This is a genomic window from Paenibacillus sp. sg306046, from assembly GCF_059821225.1.
In genome coordinates, this window is sequence record NZ_JCAMRT010000009.1 from 202238 (window position 1) to 220340 (window position 18103).

4 protein-coding genes and 1 pseudogene are annotated in these 18103 nt (G+C 50.7%); 2 read left to right on the plus strand and 3 right to left on the minus strand.

The features are described from left to right. Positions 1-123: 123 nt before the first annotated feature. A complete protein-coding gene (locus AC6ROY_RS11950; RefSeq protein WP_500100659.1) occupies positions 124-1431 on the plus strand; it encodes an RNA-binding domain-containing protein in 1308 nt (435 codons plus the stop codon). Positions 1432-1729: 298 nt separating this feature from the next. On the opposite strand, the gene AC6ROY_RS11955 is transcribed toward AC6ROY_RS11950, so the two are convergent. From AC6ROY_RS11955 to AC6ROY_RS11965, 3 genes are all read right to left on the minus strand, one after another. Beyond that, complete coding sequence (locus tag AC6ROY_RS11955) at positions 1730-10504, minus strand: InlB B-repeat-containing protein (protein ID WP_500100661.1); 8775 nt, start codon at positions 10502-10504, stop codon at positions 1730-1732. Between the two features lie 257 nt (positions 10505-10761). Continuing rightward, complete coding sequence (locus AC6ROY_RS11960) at positions 10762-13278, minus strand: winged helix-turn-helix domain-containing protein (protein WP_500100662.1); 2517 nt, start codon at positions 13276-13278, stop codon at positions 10762-10764. Positions 13279-13618: 340 nt separating this feature from the next. Then, a complete protein-coding gene (locus tag AC6ROY_RS11965) occupies positions 13619-16897 on the minus strand; it encodes an endo-1,4-beta-xylanase (RefSeq protein ID WP_500100663.1) in 3279 nt (1092 codons plus the stop codon). A gap of 788 nt (positions 16898-17685) precedes the next feature. On the opposite strand from AC6ROY_RS11965, the pseudogene AC6ROY_RS11970 reads away from it, so the two are divergent. After that, positions 17686-17814: pseudogene (locus tag AC6ROY_RS11970) on the plus strand (IS110 family transposase); the annotation flags it as partial. Positions 17815-18103 lie beyond the last annotated feature (289 nt).

The following is an 18103-nucleotide window of genomic DNA, read 5'->3' on the forward strand; positions in this document are numbered from 1 at the left end:
TGGCCACAGTTTTGATGTCACCTTAGAAGCGATCCGGAAGTCCCCCTTTTGACAATGTGAACAGAAAAGTGTTAGAATGTGTTAGAAAGGTTAGTTTTTCGTTAGATAGGAGGAGATTCCCGTATGACTTTTGTGGAAAGCTCTACATGTGAGTTGAAGAGGGAGTTTACGCCTGAACTTAAGAAAGAAGCTGTCGCCTTTGTCAATACAGATGGGGGAGAGGTACTACTAGGAATTGATGATGACGGCACCGTAGTGGGTGTAAATCATGCAGAACTCGTACTGACGCGAATTATGAATATGCTTCGCGACTCCATTAAGCCTGACATCTCGATGTTTACTTCCCCGAACATCACACTAGTTAACGGTCTTCAGGTGATCGTTCTCGCCATTCAGAGAGGTACCTCAAGACCTTATTATATCGCAGAAAAAGGACTTAAACCATCTGGCGTCTATGTAAGACAAGGTACGTCGTCCGTCCCAGCATCTGAGGCTGCCATTAGGCGAATGATTATCGAGACTGACGGCGAAAAATATGAAGATATTCGTTCCATGAATCAGGATATAACCTTTGTAGAGACCGCGAAAGCCTTTAAACACCAAGAGCTAGCTTTTGGAGAAAGCCAGATGAAAACATTACATTTGATTAATCCCGATCAGGTATTTACCAACTTAGGTTTACTTCTATCGGATCAATGCTCTCATACTGTCAAAGCTGCCGTTTTTGACGGTCCCGATAAAAGCTTGTTTAAAGACAGAAGGGAATTTACAGGCTCGTTACTGCAGCAACTTACAGGAGTGTATGAGTATATCGATTTGCATAATAAGACCGCCGCACAATTCAAAGGAATCAGCCGAATCGACAGGAGAGATTATCCCGAAGCCGCTATACGTGAGGCCTTGCTCAATTCCATCGTTCACAGAGATTATTCCTTCAGCGGAAGCACTCTGATCAATATATATACTGATCGCATCGAATTTGTTTCGCTTGGTGGTCTTGTAAAAGGGATTACCATAAATGATATTATGCTAGGTATTTCCCAACCAAGAAATGAAAAGCTGGCTTCTATCTTTTATCGTCTTAAGCTCATTGAAGCCTACGGCACGGGAATCAGCAAAATAATGACCAGTTACCAAGGTTATGAATTCGGACCTGAACTGCAGGCTTCGGATAATGCTTTTGTGATTACACTATACAATAGGAATCAATCTGTTAGCTCAGATAAAGTAGCAGGTATTGAAACCATGTCCACAGAAGATACTGTATTAAAATATTTAGAAGTTAACCCCTATATCGCCAGAAAAACAGTTGAACATCTATTAAACGTGGGTCAAACAGCTGCGGGCAGGGTGCTCCATGATATGGTGAGAAAAAACTTAATTTACTCTGTTGGATCAGGAAAAAGCACAAGATATACTTTAGTAAGGTAAGGGCATGAAAAAACACCATCACGTCGGATAGTGTTTTTGTCTTTATGGAGACGAGCCTTGGCTTGCCAAATCCACAATTCGTCGCCGTTTGATTATTTGGATGTATTGGGATGTGGCGCAGCCTCAACCGATATTTGCGTAAAAATAACGAAGATCGCCCTCATTCTGCCCTCTTGGCCAGGTGGTTGGCGATCTTCTTCATGTTCTAGCAGATGGCCGTCATTAGGACTTGCTCCGGCACCTTCAAAAACAAGGCTGCTTTGAATTTGACTTCAAAGCAGCCTTTGCAAGAATTCATTTACTTGCTCTTTTGCGCCAGTATTTTCAGCAGCACCGTAACGGCCTCTGCTCTCGTGGTCCTAGCCAGAGGAGCAAATTCTTCTGCGCCTTTGCCTTGGATAATGCCAAGCTTTTTCATGGCCGTCACTGCGCCCTTCGACCAGGCTGGAATGTCCTTGTCGTCCACGAAGCCTGTTGCCGTTGTAACTTCAACGGACTGTCCCAGCGCCTTGACGCTCATCACTGCCATCTCCGGACGTGTAATTTCGGCGTCCGGACGGAAGGTGCTGTCCTCGTAACCTGTAATAATGCCTGCATGTACCGCCTGTGCGACCGACTTTTGTGCCCAAGAACCGATCTTCGCCTTATCAGTGAACGTCAGCGCCGCGCCGTCTCCTTGCGGCTTCAGCGCATTCATCAGCATCACTGCAAATTCCGCGCGCGTCACGGTATGATCCGGCATGAAGGTGCCGTCCGGATAGCCGCTGACGATGCCAATGCTTACCGCTTGCTTAATATTGGCTTCCGCCCAGTGTCCCTGGATATCGCTAAAATCCGTTCCGTTTGTTTGCGGTCGAGGCTCCTCAGTCTTCGCTTTGTCCGAAGTCAGCACGGCAAATTTCGTGAAATGGTTCACCGAGCCGGATGCCGTTCCCTTCGCTTCGTCGACTTTCAGGTTATCCAGTTGCACCCACTTGCGGGTTTGCTCGTTCAGCCAATATACTCCTGCTGTTGACTTGGTAAAGTCTATCTTCATCTTGTCAAAAGGTAGCGTAATGACGACCGGCTTGCTAAAATCGCCATCCTTGTCTTTCTTGATTTCGTACACCTTGCTCGCGAGCTGCAAAGCGTTGTCTGCCGGCAGGCTTGAGGTATCGCTTACTTGATCTATAGTGATTGTAAAGCTGCTCGCCATCGCTCCGGCCGGCGCCTCAACGGTGACTCCGTTCAGCGTTGCCGTTCCGCCACTGGCGGCCGAAATCGTTGCAGAGTTGGTTGCGGCGCCTCCGTGACCGCCAGTTGTGCCCGTGCCTGTGTTCCCCGTGCTCGTAGAGGCGACTTTCGTGTAGCCGGCAAATTGGGTAAAGTGCTTCGTCCAAATGACAAGGTCACTGCCCACCGTAATGACTGCGTCTCCGCCTGCAGCAATTTCGTTATTCGCCGCTGTCTGGGTATCAGCTGTAATTGTACCCGTAATTGGGGTAAATACGCCATTTCGTACATAGCCGGCCAACTTGTCCCCTTGGTCCGGGATTAACAGACGCACCGCTTTATCGAACGTTAAAGATATATCCGCCGCTCCGACTTCAATAACGAAGCTAACGTTGCCGCCGTTAATCGTTACGCTGCTGGTGCTTTGCACTTGCGGCATCTTGATCCTACCGTCCCATTCGGCAGGAGCCGTGATGGTTGTGCCGTCCGGAATCGCTACGCCCACATTCCCCAGCGCGGTAGTAGCTTGTACTTCCATTAATGGTAGCGTCGCTTCCATCTTCGACCCGACTATTGTCGTTGCGACGGTAACCTCGGCATTCGTTACGCCCGAAGGAACGGTAATGCTGACCGGTTCAGTCGTCACCTGGATCGGAGTACCGGAGCCGGCGTTGATTAATGCGGCTCTGGTCACGTTCACGGTGTACGTCAACGTGGTCTTTCCGTCTTGCGCCGTCACAGACACGGTGATCGGGTTGCTGCCTACATTTAGAGCAATCGCGCTCGACGACTGTCCGCTCGTCACGGTCGTTCCGTTCACCGTCATTATGGCGCTGCTGTCGGCAACGCTCGGCGTTACCTTGACGCTGCTCACGCTGTTGCCAACGCTTGTGGTGTAGCTTGTTATGCCCTCAGCAAATGCCGGGCTTAATGTGCCGCTCGAAAGCGCCAATCCGCTCAAGCTCGCATTGCTGGATGCGTCTGGTGTTGCAGCTGCCGGCTTCGCGCTGACTTCGTTGGAGAAGCCGCTGATTCCTTTCGCACTGATCGTTTTTACCGCAAAGTAATAGGTCATTCCGTTTGTTAAGCCTGTTGCGGTATAGCTATAAGTCGCACCGCTCACTGTCGCGATGGGGGTTAAGCCATAGGTGCCGGAGGCTGTCCCCGCATAGACATTGTAGGTAACAGTTCCAGGTTCGCCGTTCCAGGTTAACGCAACTTGCCCGTTCCCGGCTTTTGCTGCAAGCCCCGTAGGCGCCGAAGGTCCGGAAGACGAGGTCGTATTGACGGTCACCTTGGCTACACGGCTTGTTGCTGTAGCAGTCTTGCTGCCTGTCGCGCTGCTGTCGGTGTTCGTCACCACGACGTAATAGTACGTCGTTCCTGTAACTGTGGTCGGTGCTGCATATGATGCGCCCGTTGCCCCGCTAATCGGCGTCCCGCCACTGGCACTGTCCGTCACGCTGCTGTACCACTGGTTGCTTAGCGCGACTCCTCCGCTGGCCGATAAGGTCAGGGTAGCGCTGCCTCCCACATTCACTGTTTGATCCGTCGGCTGCGTATCAATGCTCGGCGCTGCGGCGCTAGTCAGCGCGTTTACAGTCACCGTGCTTGTCGCGGACTTGCTTCCGTCTGCCGTCGTCACTAGGATCTTCGCCGTTCCGGCTGCTACCGGCGTGACCACGCCGCTGCTGTCCACCGTCGCTACCGATGTATTGCTGCTCTCCCATGTTACATTTTGGTTCGTCGCATTGCTCGGTAATACGGTTGTGGTCAGCGTAGCTGAACCACCTCCTACCGTCAGTGTCAGTGTGCTCTTGTCCAGTGTCACTCCCGTCACCGGTATCACCGCCCACATCGCATACAGTGTGGTATCTCCTGTAATCGAGGTTGTGAACACAAACGTTGTCGAATACGTCGTGTCTGTGTACCAGCCGCCAAATGTGTACCCGGTCTTCGTCGGCGCGGCCGGTTCGCTTGCATACGCGTTGTAGGTTACCGTCTGGCTGCTGACCAATGTCCCGCCGTCACTGTTGAAGCTTACCGTATAACTGTTGGTCGTCCACTTCGCGTACAACGTCGTATCGCTGGTAGTGGCGCTGTTGAAGTCGAACGCAATCGTCAACCCGCTGTCGGAGTACCAGCCTGCAAAGGTGTAACCCGTCTTGGTCGGATCAGTTGGTGCAGTGGCTGTTCCGTTGTAGTTCACGTTCTGGCTAGTAACGGCCGAGCCCTCGTTGCTGTTGAAGCTAACCGTAAAGTTGATGATCGTCCACTTTGCATACAACGTCGTATCGCTGGTAATCGCACTGTTGAAGTCGAACGCAATCGCCAACCCGCTGTCGGAGTACCAGCCTGCAAAGGTGTAGCCCGTCTTAGCCGGAGCAGTTGGCGCAGTAGCTGTTCCGTTGTAGTTCACGTTCTGGTTAGTAACCTCCGAGCCCTCGTTGCTGTTGAAGCTAACCGTAAAGCTGATGATCGTCCACTTTGCGTACAGCGTCGTATCGCTGGTAATGGCGCTGTTGAAGTCGAATGCATTCGCCAACCCGCTGTCGCTATACCATCCCGCAAAGGTGTAGCCCGTCTTAGCCGGATCAGTTGGCGAAGTGGCCGTGCTGTTGTAGTTAACGGTTTGGCTAGTAACCGCCGAGCCCTCGTTGCTGTTGAAGCTAACCGTATAACTGATGATCGTCCACTTTGCGTACAGCGTCGTATCACTGGTAATGGCGCTGTTGAAGTCGAACGCATTTGCCAACCTGCTGTCGGAGTACCAGCCCGCAAAAGTGTAACCCGTCTTAGCCGGATCAGTTGGCGCAGTAGCTGTTCCGTTATAGTTCACGTTCTGGTTAGTAACGGCCGAGCCCTCGTTGCTGTTGAAGCTAACCGTAAAGCTGATGATCGTCCACTTTGCGTACAGCGTCGTATCGCTGGTAATGGCGCTGTTGAAGTCGAACGCATTCGTCAACCCGCTGTCGGAGTACCATCCCGCAAAAGTGTAACCCGTCTTGGCCGGATCAGTTGGCACAGTGGCTGTTCCGTTGTAGTTCACGTTCTGGCTAGTAACCGCCGAGCCCTCGTTGCTGTTGAAGCTAACCGTAAAGCTGATGATCGTCCACTTCGCGTACAGCGTCGTATCGCTGGTAGTGGCGCTGTTGAAGTCGAACGCATTCGTCAACCCGCTGTCGGAGTACCATCCCGCAAAAGTGTAACCCGTCTTGGCCGGATCAGTTGGCACAGTGGCTGTTCCGTTGTAGTTCACGTTCTGGCTAGTAACCGCCGAGCCCTCGTTGCTGTTGAAGCTAACCGTAAAGCTGATGATCGTCCACTTCGCGTACAGCGTCGTATCGCTGGTAGTGGCGCTGTTGAAGTCGAACGCATTCGTCAACCCGCTGTCGGAGTACCATCCCGCAAAAGTGTAACCCGTCTTGGCCGGATCAGTTGGCACAGTGGCTGTTCCGTTGTAGTTCACGTTCTGGCTAGTAACCGCCGAGCCCTCGTTGCTGTTGAAGCTAACCGTAAAGCTGATGATCGTCCACTTCGCGTACAGCGTCGTATCGCTGGTAGTGGCGCTGTTGAAGTCGAACGCATTCGTCAACCCGCTGTCGGAGTACCATCCCGCAAAAGTGTAACCCGTCTTGGCCGGATCAGTTGGCACAGTGGCTGTTCCGTTGTAGTTCACGTTCTGGCTAGTAACCGCCGAGCCCTCGTTGCTGTTGAAGCTAACCGTAAAGCTGATGATCGTCCACTTCGCGTACAGCGTCGTATCGCTGGTAGTGGCGCTGTTGAAGTCGAACGCATTCGTCAACCCGCTGTCGGAGTACCAGCCTGCAAAGGTGTAGCCCGTCTTGGTCGGATCAGTTGGTGCAGTGGCTGTTCCGTTGTAGTTCACGTTCTGGCTAGTAACCGCCGAGCCCCCGTTGCCGGTGAAGCTAACCGTAAAGCTGATGATCGTCCACTTTGCATACAACGTCGTATCGCCGGTAATGGCGCTGTTGAAGTCGAACGCATTCGTCAACCCGCTGTCGGAGTACCATCCCGCAAAAGTGTAACCCGTCTTGGCCGGATCAGTTGGCGCAGTGGCCGTGCTGTTGTAGTTAACGGTTTGGCTGTTTACAGCCGAGCCCTCGTTGCTGTTGAAACTTACCGTAAAGCTGATGATCGTCCACTTCGCGTACAGCGTCGTATCGCTGGTAATGGCACTGTTGAAGTCGAACGCATTTGCCAACCCGCTGTCGGAGTACCATCCTGCAAAGGTGTAGCCCGTCTTGGCCGGATCAGTTGGCGCTATGGCCATGCTGCTATAGTACACGTTCTGGCTAGTTACAGCTGATCCTCCGTTACCGTTGAAGCTAACCGTAAAGCTGATGATCGTCCACTTCGCGTAAAGCGTCGTATCGCCGGTAATGGCGCTGTTGAAGTCGAATGTATTCGTCAACCCGCTGTCACTGTACCATCCCGCAAAGGTGTAGCCCGTCTTGGTCGGATCAGTTGGCACAGTGGCTGTTCCGTTATAGTTCACGTTCTGGCTGTTTACCGCCGATCCTCCGTCACTGTTGAAGCTAACCGTATAACTGATGATCGTCCACTTCGCATAAAGCGTCGTATCACCGGTAATGGCGCTGTTGAAGTCGAATGTATTCGTCAACCCGCTGTCGGAGTACCATCCTGCAAAGGTGTAACCCGTCTTGGTCGGATCAGTTGGTGCAGTGGCTGTTCCGTTGTAGTTCACGTTCTGGCTAGTAACCGCCGAGCCCCCGTCACTATTGAAGCTAACCGTATAACTGATGATCGTCCACTTCGCGTAAAGCGTCGTATCGCCGGTAATCGGGCTGTTGAAGTCGAACGCAATCGTCAAATCGNCACTATTGAAGCTAACCGTATAACTGATGATCGTCCACTTCGCGTAAAGCGTCGTATCGCCGGTAATCGGGCTGTTGAAGTCGAACGCAATCGTCAAATCGCTGTCGGAGTACCATCCCGCAAAGGTGTAACCCGTCTTGGTCGGGTCGGTTGGCGCAGTGGCTGTTCCGTTGTCGTTCACGGTCAGGCTGTTTACCGCCGAGCCCCCGTTGCTGGCGAAGCTTACCGTACAGGTGATGGTCGTCCATTTCGCGTACAGCGTCGTATCGCCCGTAATGGCGCTGTTGAAGTCGAACGCAGTCGTCAACCCGCTGTCGCTGTACCAGCCTGCAAACCGATAACCCGTCTGTGTCGGGGCGGTTGGTTGTGTTACCGTGCTGCCGCCAGACACCTGCTTGCTGTCGACCACCGAACCGCCGTTGCTGTTGAAGCTCAGCGTGTATAGTAATCCTAGCTTCCGTATCCGGTTATTAGATGAATCCGCTATATAAAGGCTCCCGCTGCTGTCTACGGCCACGCCCATTGGACCATTCATTTTAGCCGCAGTCGCGGCGCCTCCGTCTCCAGAGTAACCAGCGTTCCCGGTTCCGGCAACAGTGCTGATCATCCCCGAAGCATCTACTTTCCGTATCCGTGAATTCGATAAATCGGCTATATAGAGATTTCCGCTATTGTCTACGGCCACACCTTGTGGCGTGTTCAATTGAGCCGCAGTTGCGATGCCTCCGTCTCCAGAGTAACCAGAGTTCCCGGTTCCGGCAACAGTGCTGATCGTCCCCGAAGAATCTACTTTCCGTATCCGTTGATTCGCTAAATCGGATATATAGAGATTTCCGCTGCTGTCTACAGCCACGCTCATTGGAATATTCAATTGAGCTGCAGTCGCGAGACCTCCGTCTCCAGAGTAACCAGCGTTCCCGGTTCCGGCAACGGTGCTGATCGTCCCAGACGTATCGACTTTCCGTATCGTATGATTAAATGTATCCGCTATATAGAGACTCCCATCGCTGCTTACGGCCACGCCTTGTGGAAACATCAACTCAGCCGCAGTCGCGGCGCCACCGTCTCCAGAATAGCCAGCGCCAGTAGTACCCGTCCCGGCCACGGCGGTGATCGTCCCAGACGTATCGACTTTCCGTATCTCGTTACTACCATCAACGATATAGAGATTCCCGATGCTGTCTAGGGCCACGCCAGTTGGATTCCACAATTCAGCCGCAGTCGCGGCGCCTCCATTTCCGGAGTAACCAAGGGCCCCAGTTCCGGCAACCGTGCTAATCGTCCCAGACGTATCTATTTTCCGTATCCGGTTATTAGATGAGTCCGCTATATAAAGGTTCCCGCCGCTGTCTACGGCCAGGCTCCTTGGATACCAGAATTCAGCCGCAGTCGCGGCGCCACCGTCTCCAGAGTAGCCGTGAGTCCCTGTCCCTGCAACGAGGCCGATAGACAATCTGATCCACTTCGCGTACAGCGTCGTATCGTCGGTAATCGTGCTGCTGAAGTCGAAGGCATCCGTCAAACCACTGTCACCGTACCAGCCGGCGAATGTATAACCGGCCCGCGTCGGGGAAAGTGGTTGTAATGCCGTGCTATTGTAAGTTAGCGTCTGACTGCTTACCGCTGAACCGCTATTGCTGTTAAAGGTGAGCGTGTACGTGTTGATCGTCCATTTCGTATACAGCGTCGTATTAGCGGTAATCGCGCTGCTGAAGTCAAATGCATGCGTCAGACCGCTGTCACTATACCATCCGGAGAACGTGTAACCAGTTTTCGTCGGAGTGGTTGGTTGGGTTGCCGTGCTGTTATAGCTTAGCGTCTGGCTGCTCACCGCTGAACCGCCATTGCTGTTAAAACTCAAGGTGAAGGGTAACCCCTGTTTCCGTACTCTGTGATTAAATGTATCGGCGATATAGAGATTCCCTCTGTTGTCTACCGCCAAGCCATTTGGATTATTCAAATGAGCCGCAGTCGGGTCGCCTCCGTCTCCAAAAAAGCCTCGATCCCCCATCCCGGTAATGGTGCTGATGATCCCGGACGCATCTACTTTCCGTATCCGCGTATTACCTGGATCCGCTACATAGAGAATCCCGCTGCTGTCTACGGCCACCTCAGTTGGCGGGGAAATTTGAGCCGCAGTCGCGGCGCCCCCGTCTCCCGAGTAGCCAGTAGTCCCTGTCCCGGCAACGGTGCTGATCATCCCCGACGTATCGACTTTCCGTATCCGGTTATTCCGTAAATCCGCTATATAAAGATTTCCGGCACTGTCTAGGGCCAAGCCAAATGGATTATTCAATTTAGCCGCAGTTGCGGCGCCTCCGTCACCGGAATAGCCGCTAGTCCCCGTCCCTGCAACCGTGCTGATCGTCCCGGACGTATCGACTTTCCGTATTCGATGGTTACCATAATCCGCTATATAGAGGTTCCCATCGCTGTCTACGGCCACGGCGGATGCAGTACCCAATTTAGCCGCAGTCGCGGCGCCACCGTCACCCGAATAGCCAGTAGTTCCCGTCCCTGCAACGGTGCTGATCGTCCCGGACGTATCGACTTTCCGTATCCGGCTATTCAGTGAATCTGCTATATAGAGATTCCCGCCGCTGTCTACGGCTACGCGTTTGGGACTATTCAATTGAGCTGCAATTGCAGCGCCTCCATCTCCCGAATAGCCAGCAGTCCCCGTTCCGGCAACGGTGCTGATCGTCCCAGACGTATCAACTTTCCGTATCAGGTTATTTCCGGCTTCCACTATATAGAGATTCCCACTGCTGTCTACGGTCAGGCCAAATGGATTACTCAATTGTGCCTCTATCGCGGAGCCTCCATCTCCCGAATAGCCAGCAGTCCCCGTCCCGACAACGGTATCGATGGACAGGCTTGCCGCATGAGCTGCTTTTCCTGTACCGATGAAAGGGATGAGCATCAAGGCGAGTATGCATGCCAGAACTATCCTTTCTGATCGGAAAGGCCCCATCTTGAGTCTTGATGTAAAGAGTTTCATAAATTCGTGTACACCTCTTCATTTGTAAGAATGTTTGTAACCGGCGATGCAGCGATACAAGATTACTACAGACGACAAATAACGACATGCCCTCGCCACGCTTGTCGATCATTGCCACTTTAGTCCTAATATAAGGCGATTTCAACACAAAAAAAATCCCCCATCTAAGGGGGAGGGACGTTAAAATAATGGGGGATATACCTCATACCAATCATTATTGTATAATGATGATCTCCTTCATTGCGATAAATGGCCCTCTACAACCAATTTAAGTCTTTTCCTTGCTTCAGTGCCTGTACTCTGCTGTTCACATGAAGCTTTCTATACATACTTTTCAGATGGCTCTTGACCGTTTCGGCTGTGATTTGGAGCTGCTCGGCGATCTGTTTATTCGACAGCCCCATGTCAATCATCCGTAATATTTTTAATTCCTGTTTCGTGATAATGGTTCCCGAGCTTGCCGTCTCATTCGTATGATCCGACATCAGCAGAAGCAATTCTCTGGCGTAGAGCATGCTCGCAGATTTACGGTTAGGGTTGATCTGCCTTTGCCGGATATATTCATGCAGCAGCTCCGCCATCTTGGCCCCCTCATCCAGGAAGCTGCGGATGTATTTTCCCGGTTCCGCCAATTGGAGTGCCGCCTCCAGCTTCATTACAGCGTTCGTCATATCTCCTTTTCGATAAAAAGCCATGCTTTGCAGGATGGTCACCTTAACCTTATCCCAGGTCCGATCAGCTTTATCGACAAGCCGGTACAATTGTTCCAGCAGTTGCAAAGCTTCATCAATTTCCTTCTGTTCTATAAGAGCGCTTGCCAAATAAAGATATTCTTTAATTGGACCGAGCGGGATCGTGTCGGTATGCCTGATGCCGCATGTTTGCAGCCAATGTTCATCGAAAGAACCGTTCACAAGCGACAAATTTGCCTTCTCCGCCTCGATCCTCCTCATAAACAAGCTCTTGTCTACTGAATGAATCTTGGGCTTAACCGACTCAAGTAATTCAAGCGCTTTGGCCGAATCTCCCTTGGCCTGACAGATCCGCGCAGCATTGACAGAAGCGCTTAACAGAATAAGAGCATAGGGCTGCATGCACGTTGACCCTAGAACCCTCTCCGCATAAGCTTGAGCCTCTTCCAAGCGGTTCCATTCATATAACAGCAAGCTGTACGTATTGTAGAAAAAACCGACGTAGGGGTAATTGTCTCTGGCTTCCCATACCTTGATCCATTTATGAAAGAATCTCTCCGCATCATGCAAATCATTGAAAAAGCTCAATAATGTATCGAAATATATGGAAAACGAGTTTGCTTCAATCATCTGGATGTAGCTGCCCTCCGGCGTATGCCGATCAAATATCTCAAAATATTCATTCGCTCGTTGAAAATCTCTTCGGTAAAAAGAAACAGCCGCGGACAAAAAATGAACGGTTCCTGCGTAAGGTTTCCATTCCGGATCGGATAGCTTGTCCTCCATTAGGCGAAGTCTGGCTTGCGCCAACTCCATTTCATTGGTTTCCACCATCACTTTGACATAAAGAAACTGAATTCCCGGCTTTCCCGTAAAACAGGCTTCCGGCAGATCGCGCAGCCATTGATAAAGCACGCCTCTCTTCGCATGAAGATTTTGCGAATGCTTTTCGATCAAAGTGCTTGCTTCGGGATAATGTCCGTCCATAAACAGTTGCTCTACCGCTTCTTCCAAAAGTCCGTGCTCCTCCAGCCAATGGGCTGCCTTGACATGCAATTCCTTCGCTTGTCCCGCATACCTCTGCCGGAAAAGCCTCCGTAAAAACTCGGAAAACAAATGATGATAACGATACCATTTCCGCTGATCATCCAATGAAACAATGAACAAATTATGCTGTTCCAGCATTTCCAGCATTTGTTGGCAATTTGCTTGTCCGGTTACCGCTTCGCACAACGGGCCGTTCATTTTGTCTACGATCGAAGTTTCCAATAAAAAGGACTGAATCTCGCCCGGCTGGAGACTAAAAACCTCCTGAAACAGATAATCGGATATGTTGCGGTGTTCCCCGCTAAAGGCACGGATAAAATCCGAATAATTGCCGCTTCGTTGCAGCGAAATAGCCGCAAGATACAGTCCGCTGATCCATCCCTCCGTGCGGTCGACCAGCACTGCTATTTTTTCTCCCGACAGTGACAATCCCATGCAATCCTGAAAGTAACGAATTCCCTCCGCAAGTTGAAATCGCAGCTCCTGAATCGTGATTTTCACCATCTGTCCGGTCGTCTGCAGCCTGGCCGTAGGAAAGGGCATTTCAGCCCGACTTGTTACATAGAGGTGGATGTGAGCGGGCAAATACGCAAGAAAATAAGCCACCGAGGCGTGAATGGGAGCAAGCTCAATCGCGTGATAGTCATCCCAAATGATGACCAACTCATCTGAATGGCTGTCAAGCTCGCGAATCATGGCTGAGAGGAATGGCTCAAACGCTCCCGACTTTAAGGATGGCAAATACGAGGTGACCGCTTCCGCAAAATGGGGGATCTTACCATTGACCGCAGCGATCGTATAGCTCCAAAACTCAATCAGGTCATTATCTTGAGAGCCCAAGGAAATCCATACGGCAGGTATGGCGGACTGCTGCAGCCACTGGCTCAAAGCCGTTGTTTTGCCGTACCCCCCGGGAGCCGTTATGGATGTAAGCTTACTCTTTAATCCATGATTTAATAGCTCGGTGATCGCCGCTCGCTCAACAAGGTCATCGCGCCGCGTTTGCGGGATATGCAGTTTGGTACTCAGAATCATGGGTCGGCACCTCGAATCTAACTGTGAACATCTTGTCATCATTATATATGATTCTAATGATTTCAAGATAGGTTTTACTCAAGGGAATTCTAGCCCAAGTAGCATGGGAGGAAGGCGAACTATGATAACCTCCGTATTAGAGATTCGAAGCCCTTCAGTGAAAAAAAACTCGCCGAGGGCATCACATTCCAGGAAGCCTTTGATCGAAAAAAGCGCAGTCTCCTCAAAATTTCGAGAAAACTGCACTTTTATTAATTGAACACTTTTTCAGGGCCTCTTCCATTGCGGCATTTTTTTGTAATTGGGATTGCTATTTTACGGATAGGGCATAACTAACGAATTAATTGATGCTGGTTGCGACATACACAAGATCCAAGATATCAATTTTGTCATCGCCGTTCATATCAGCAACCTTAGCTTGTGCCCAATCTGCGCTGGTGGAGTTCTTGCCATAGTGATAAGCTACAGTCGCGAGATCACCTACGTTGGTGTCTCCATCTCCGTTTAGGTCTGCAGACTTATTGGCTGTTGCTTTGAAGGTATCAATGGAGGTGTTGAGTGCTGCGAGGGCACTGTCAACGTGGGCTTGAGTTGCGCTTGCATTGTCTCTTACAGCAATTGCGGTGTTAATTGCTTCAAGGAGTGCGTCTTTAGCTGCTTGCGGATATTGACCAGGTCGAGTACCTACTATAGCCGCGTTGTACAGGGTTTGTGCACTCGTAATTGCTGTATTCAAAGCAGTTTTATCCAGTTGAATAGTAGCAACGGATATAGTCTTGCTGCTCAGTGCCGCAGTGGTTACGGTTCCATCAGGACCGCCAGTCTTCGCTTGAGAGACTGCAATGGTTCCAGTTGTATTCTGAACACCGGACTTTACTTTAAAGGTTATATTCAAAACGGGTGTACTGGTTCCAGCTACCCCTCCGATATTAACGGAAATGATTCTCACTGTTCCAGGGGTAGCCGAATCTGCTTTCAGAAACTGAATGTTACTGGTTGCACCCTCTGAACTGACATAATCGAATATGCGGGAATCATAGTTTAGCGTGATATCCTGTGCGTACACGCTTTGTGTCACGCTATCCAGGCTAACAGCTGCTGTGAAAGTACTTCCAGGTGTCACACTGTTGTTAGCTGCGATTGTTGCTGTAAGCGATTTGGCTTCTCCATTACCGGGTGTATAGATGCCAAGATCGCCAAGGTCAATTGCATAGCTGTTCTGGAGTTTCTCGTATTCGCCTGCAAAGAAATCATCCAGGTATGAATGTCCAAGAACGAATCTGTCAGGATTCACGGCCCCATAGTAGCCGGCATTGGCATTGCTCTGACTGTCAAACAACACATAGCTTCCCTGCCATCCTGAACCGGCTACGCCCCAGCTGATGATGTGATCGATGTAAGGGGCGAACCTGTTGAACAGTTTGTACATCAGCGCGTACTGATAACCAAGGGCGTCAGATTGTCTGACATTGAGCACTGCGGGAGCGACCGCGCCGCCGCCTGGGGTAGTAGTCAGCATCTTAAGATCAAGTTCTGAGTAGGCAATACCGGAAAGAAGGCCTTCGTCAATGAGAGAAGCATAAAGGGCCATGGCATATTGGTTATCGCTTGCAAGGGTCTTGCCAATCGAATCGTGTCCCTGGATCCCAATGTCTTCGATAAGGGGTCTTCCGTCATACAGCGGATCGGAGAGCCATGCAGTGTTCAGTGCGCGAACCATGTTGTATACAGTCCTCGCTTTGGTGCGATTAGAAATGTCGTAATCGTTATAGGTCAGTTTCGGAAGATCGTTAACGATATACCCGTCAATGCTGCCAACGTTGTCGTGTCCGTCGAGCTTCATGTATCCGGGAAGGTTAGCGTAGTTGGCTTTGTAAGCCGCCGCCATCTTGGCGTTGGGGGCCGCGATGTGGGCGTATTTGAAGAGCAAGTAAATGTAATGTTCGGAGATGTCGCCGCCAATTAGATCATCCGACATTGCAGAAAGCCAGTTGGTGTTTTTGAGGGTCTGTCTCCAACTGTTCGGGTCCGCAGGGATGGTTTCGCTGTGGCGGCTTTCGTGAACCTCTTCGTTGAGTACGTCCCATGAATTGAAGGGGATTACTCCGCGGGATACACTTGAGCCATACTTCGTATCTGTCGTCAGGAAGTGCCGCATCACATACATGGTGTGGTTAAACTGCACTCTTCTGGCCATTTCTTTGTCTACCTTAACCGTGGTTGTAACGCCGTTGCCCAACCCGTAGTAATCGGTTGTTCCATTATACCCCAAGGGGAGGGTCGCGGGAATCATCTGTCTCATCCATGCAGGGGCCTGGTTGTACCATGCCAAAACGTGGGCGTGAGACTTATACTGTCCGGGAGTTCCGGAATCCCTGATCGCTTGATAAGAGCTGGTCGGGAAACTGTACTCACCTATACCAGGGGTGGTCGTTGCGCCGCTCAGAGCCTCGCCAGTAACGCTTTTCAGCCAGCTCGGGCCGCGGGGATGCGTTCCTTCGGCCTTGAGATTGTTGCCGTCGACAAAGATTTCATAGTGATTGGCTCTGGTTCCGGTTACTGCTCCGGTTCCGATCGTACCGACCATGAACGTGCCATTTTGCCTGTTGTAAACATTCTTCAAAGGCGTTACGACACTCTGGTTTTCCTTGTTGACAACGTTAGGAAGCGCAACGCCGTTAGGGTCCGGTGCGGTTATTTTGATGTTGGCGACAAGAAGCATACCGGTTTCTGCGGGACGGCCGTTCTCGCCATGGAGCTCAAGAATGAAGTTCGAGGAAATGCCTGCTGTGGCGGTAATGCTGGTGTGCTTCAACAACCAGGTTTCACCGTTGTAGCTGCCAATCCAGTCGGGGTTAAGGTTGTTGTAATCGTATTCCCTGAGGTAGGTATCGATGTCAGAGCCGGCATTTCTGATTCTCCACCTCATGAATTTTCCCTGCGCGCTCTTGGGATAGTACACATCAAACTCAATAGTTGAGCCTGCGGGGACATCTACACTCGGGGATAACGGAGATTGAAGGGTCATTCCTCCGAAGATGGTTTTTCCGTTATGGACGTAATTGATCTGGAGCACATCAGCTTTGCCTTGGGAATCTGCAAAAGGATACGGAATCATTTTGAATGTGCCGCCAGCAAAGTCGGTGGGGACACGGCTGTCAAGCGGGGTTCTTGCACTCCAGTTGTTGGTGGGCCCGGTAATTTTTGCAGGCACTCTGCCAGGACCCGGATCAAGACGGAAATAGGGATCTGAACCATCCGCTTTGATCTTTCCACTGAAATTCACTATTGCGTCTTTAAGGCTGGCTATGGCTTCGCCGGCGGGAGTGAGCGCATTGCGTGCGAACTCAAGCGCGTTATTAAGATCTTTGAGTTCGTCGGCGTACACCCAAGGGAAAGCTTTGTTCACATCGGATCCGTCGTTAGTGTGGCTAATCTGGAGCGGGAATTCCTCGTTGCCGGCTTTTAAAGCTTCGGCTTGTGCAATGAGGTCGTTCAGTTCAAGTGTCGGTTCGCCTCCGGCCGCTGCGGCCGGGACGGGGGCAAACGCGAATAAGGAGAATAGCATGATGACTACGAGGATGCGGGAGACGTTGATTAAGGGTTTTTCACGGTTCATCTTCGGTTTACTCCTTTTCTTAAGGCAACCTCTAAAATTTCGTTTTAGAGTCGTCCGATTTTTAGATTTCGGATTTTTTGATGAATAGTCTTCGCAAACTCGTGACTTCAGTCGTTAGTTAGAAAACTTCGGATAGGGCATGGCTTATGCCCCATTAACTATCCGACAATATGGTGTGGTAAAATAGGCTTGTACGCACCTTGAAAGCTGACATATGCGGTTGTGGCAGGAAAAGCTCTGTAGCAGGTACGCACTCAGCCCAGGAATCTCGCGACTTTAGTCGTGAGAGGGTCACGAATTGACCATCAACTATCCCTCCGTTTCTTACTGCGCACTTGTCCCTTGGGTTACGTCGTACGTGGCTTGACTTTCAATAAAAACACCTCCCTCTGATGTTGTATGGCAGACTTTGAAAGCGCCTTCAAGCGAATGAATGCAAGGTCGCGACCTTCTACAGCCTTAACAGTTGAATGCAGCTCAGCTGTTTGTCACCGACGGTGTAGACGATCTTCGTATCCCTGCCACTCTGAATTGAGTTTGATAAAATGATATACAAACCTTACAATTAACTCCATGGATGGATAATAGATCATTTGTATTTTTTTCGAAAGCGGTTACAACTTACCCCTGGTTCATGATCTCTCTTGGCTTTACTTTCATCAAAACCCTTTTTCGTTTGATCATGCGCTGTGCAACGCCCACCTCCTTCGGGAATGTCAAGGAATCATGGAGAATGATAATCATCAGTGATTGAAGCCCATCTGGAAACTTACAAAGAAGCGCAGCAGTTGATCCAAACGATTCCCGGCGTTAGCCATGTGACCGCCGCGGCGATTATTGCCGAGATCGGTGTGGATATGGAGCAGTTTCCGACCGCTGATCATGTCGCGTCTTGGGCCGGGGTCGCTCCGGGCAACTAGGAGAGCGCCAGTAAATGTAGAAAGCGTTAGTGCCGTTAGGAGCATCAATCGCTACTTCTAACGGCAGGTAAACACCTTGATGAACCCCTGTCCGAAGATAACGCCACACAGGCTTCTACGGGTGTAGTCACAGTTTGATGTCACATTAGAAGCGCCGCGTAAGTCCCCATTTTGACAATGTGAAAAGAAAAATGTTAGAATGGTTAGTTTAGTGTTAGATAGGAGGAGATTCCCGTATGACTTTTGTGGAAAGCTCTACATGTGAGTTGAAGAGGGAGTTTACGCC